Source organism: Phenylobacterium sp. (assembly GCF_036495085.1).
Classification (GTDB): Bacteria; Pseudomonadota; Alphaproteobacteria; order Caulobacterales; family Caulobacteraceae; genus Phenylobacterium.
Genome location: NZ_DASXNL010000020.1, coordinates 1 through 1,855, shown reverse-complemented (window position 1 = coordinate 1,855; position 1,855 = coordinate 1). Strand labels below are relative to the sequence as shown.

The 1,855-nt window shown below is 64.1% G+C and carries 5 protein-coding genes; all 5 read left to right on the top strand.

Annotated features, from left to right (window positions below; translation table 11 throughout):
- On the top strand, positions 1-394 hold a 394-nt coding region (locus tag VGI62_RS03100), incomplete at its 5' end, for a TCP-1/cpn60 chaperonin family protein (RefSeq protein WP_331502930.1).
- Between the two features lie 65 nt (positions 395-459).
- Positions 460-924, top strand: a complete 465-nt coding sequence (locus VGI62_RS03095; protein ID WP_331502929.1) for a hypothetical protein — start codon at positions 460-462, stop codon at positions 922-924.
- A 27-nt stretch (positions 925-951) separates the two neighbouring features.
- A complete protein-coding gene (locus VGI62_RS03090) occupies positions 952-1,251 on the top strand; it encodes a hypothetical protein (RefSeq protein WP_331502928.1) in 300 nt (99 codons plus the stop codon).
- 108 nt (positions 1,252-1,359) lie between these two features.
- Positions 1,360-1,575 (top strand): hypothetical protein, encoded by a 216-nt coding sequence (locus tag VGI62_RS03085; protein ID WP_331502927.1) that lies wholly within the window; start codon positions 1,360-1,362, stop codon positions 1,573-1,575.
- A gap of 50 nt (positions 1,576-1,625) precedes the next feature.
- Positions 1,626-1,855: hypothetical protein (locus VGI62_RS03080; RefSeq protein ID WP_331502926.1), on the top strand; the 230-nt coding region annotated here is incomplete at its 3' end.

Sequence of the window (1,855 nt, the reverse complement as noted above, 5' to 3'; positions counted from 1 at the left end):
CGCGGGCGGCGGCGCGGCGTTGCTCTATGCCACGCGCGTGCTCGAGCACAAGCGGGGCGCCAACCACGACCAGCAGGTCGGCATCGAGATCGTGCGCCGCGCCCTGCAGGCGCCGGTCCGCCAGATCGCGGAGAATGCCGGCTTCGACGGCGCGGTGGTCGCGGGCCGCATGCTCGACCAGAAGGACGTCAATTTCGGCTTCGACGCCCAGAAGGCGGAGTACGTCAACATGATCAAGGCCGGCGTCATCGATCCGACGAAGGTCGTGCGCACCGCCCTGCAGGGCGCGGTGTCGGTCGCCGGCCTTCTGGTCACGACCGAGGCGATGGTGGCCGAAGTACCGGCCAAGAATGCCCAACCGGCGATGCCCAGCGGCGGCGATATGGGCTTTTAGCCGGACGCGTTCTCGTCGTCGTGGCGGGCAGCCTCGTCCACGGCGACAACCGAACAGGAGGCGTCATGACCTTGCGTCCGGAATATTCGCTCGGCAACTCCGAGTACAACGCGTTTCTCTTTGCCGCCGTCGGCGAGGAAAAAATTGGGCTGCCGCTTACGGTCCTGACGGCCCTGACGCGGCTGGGCTTCGACCCGTGGCGGGAAGCCGCCCGATTGTCGGATCTGCCCAGGGAAACCGCAGCTCGGGCCTTCGCTGTGACGATTGCCATGCTTCCCGAAGGAGACTGGAAGGCCTCGGAGTCGGAGGCGATCGCGGCTCGTCTGGTGAACTGGCTGCCGGGGCGGAGCGCGCTGGCCATCCCGTCGGTGGAGGCCGCACCCATCGGAGGCGAAAAGATGAAGTCGGGGTTTGCGAAGTGGCTGGCGTGGGGCGTGCTTGCCGCCGCCCTGCTCTTTTTAGGATTGCATCTCTTCAGCGACAACAATCTCGAAGTCGGCGGAGGTACGGGCGTGTCAACGCAGCAATAGAAGCCCACCCTTTGAAAGGGGGACTTCATGACGATCAAGATCGAAAATACCGATCTCGAAAGACGGGGGCGGAGCGTGGACACCGCCCTGTCGCCGCCCGCCTCAACGCTATTCGAGGTGGCGCACCGACGCGGCATCTGGGAGGTCACCAAGGATGGACGCTTCTACGGCCACTACCATTCGCAGCAGCCGGCCTTCGACACCGTCGAGGCGGCGGCGCACGCCGTCGTGGCGAGCGGCGGTTCAGCCGATATCCTGCTCCGCGGAGAACGACCGCGGCAAACGGCTTCCCGCCCATCCGGAGTGTCTGTTGTTCCGGCGGAATAATCTCGCGTCGGCCGCCTCGCCACCTTACTGCAGCAGCGGCGCGTTCTTCAATTCTTGCCCTCCACGGCGTTAAATAAGCTAGTTACCTTCTACGAGCTGGAGGTAGCCATGGAACGAGGCCTACTAGTCGAGCTCAGCCGCAACGAAGAAAGCGCCCTCGGGCGCATCTCCGTTGGGATCGGCCAATCAGAGATGCGCCCCCGCGACGTGGCCAGACTGAAACTGCTGGCCCTCGTGGAGATGCGCGGCAGCGCCGTTGTTCTGACGCCAATCGGTGTTCGCCGAATTGCGAAACTGCCCGACGTTGGGAGCGGACGAGCCTGAATGGCCGACGCTTAGATTAGCGGTAGGCGGCTGGGAGGAAGGAGAAATCGATGCCCTGGACCTACTACGATGCCGCCGGGAAGCCCGTGCCTGAGAAGGCAGCCACTTTCAGATGTCGCGAGGTGAGCGTCGACGGCAGTGCGCCCGCGCTGCCGAGCCATGAAAGTCTAGGCGCTATCGAGTATCACGATGTCCACGCCATCGATCAGCCTGAGTTGCGCAAGACCTTCAAGTCCTTGAGCAAGATGAAGGCGTGGTTCAAGGAGCACGCCTCGAAAAC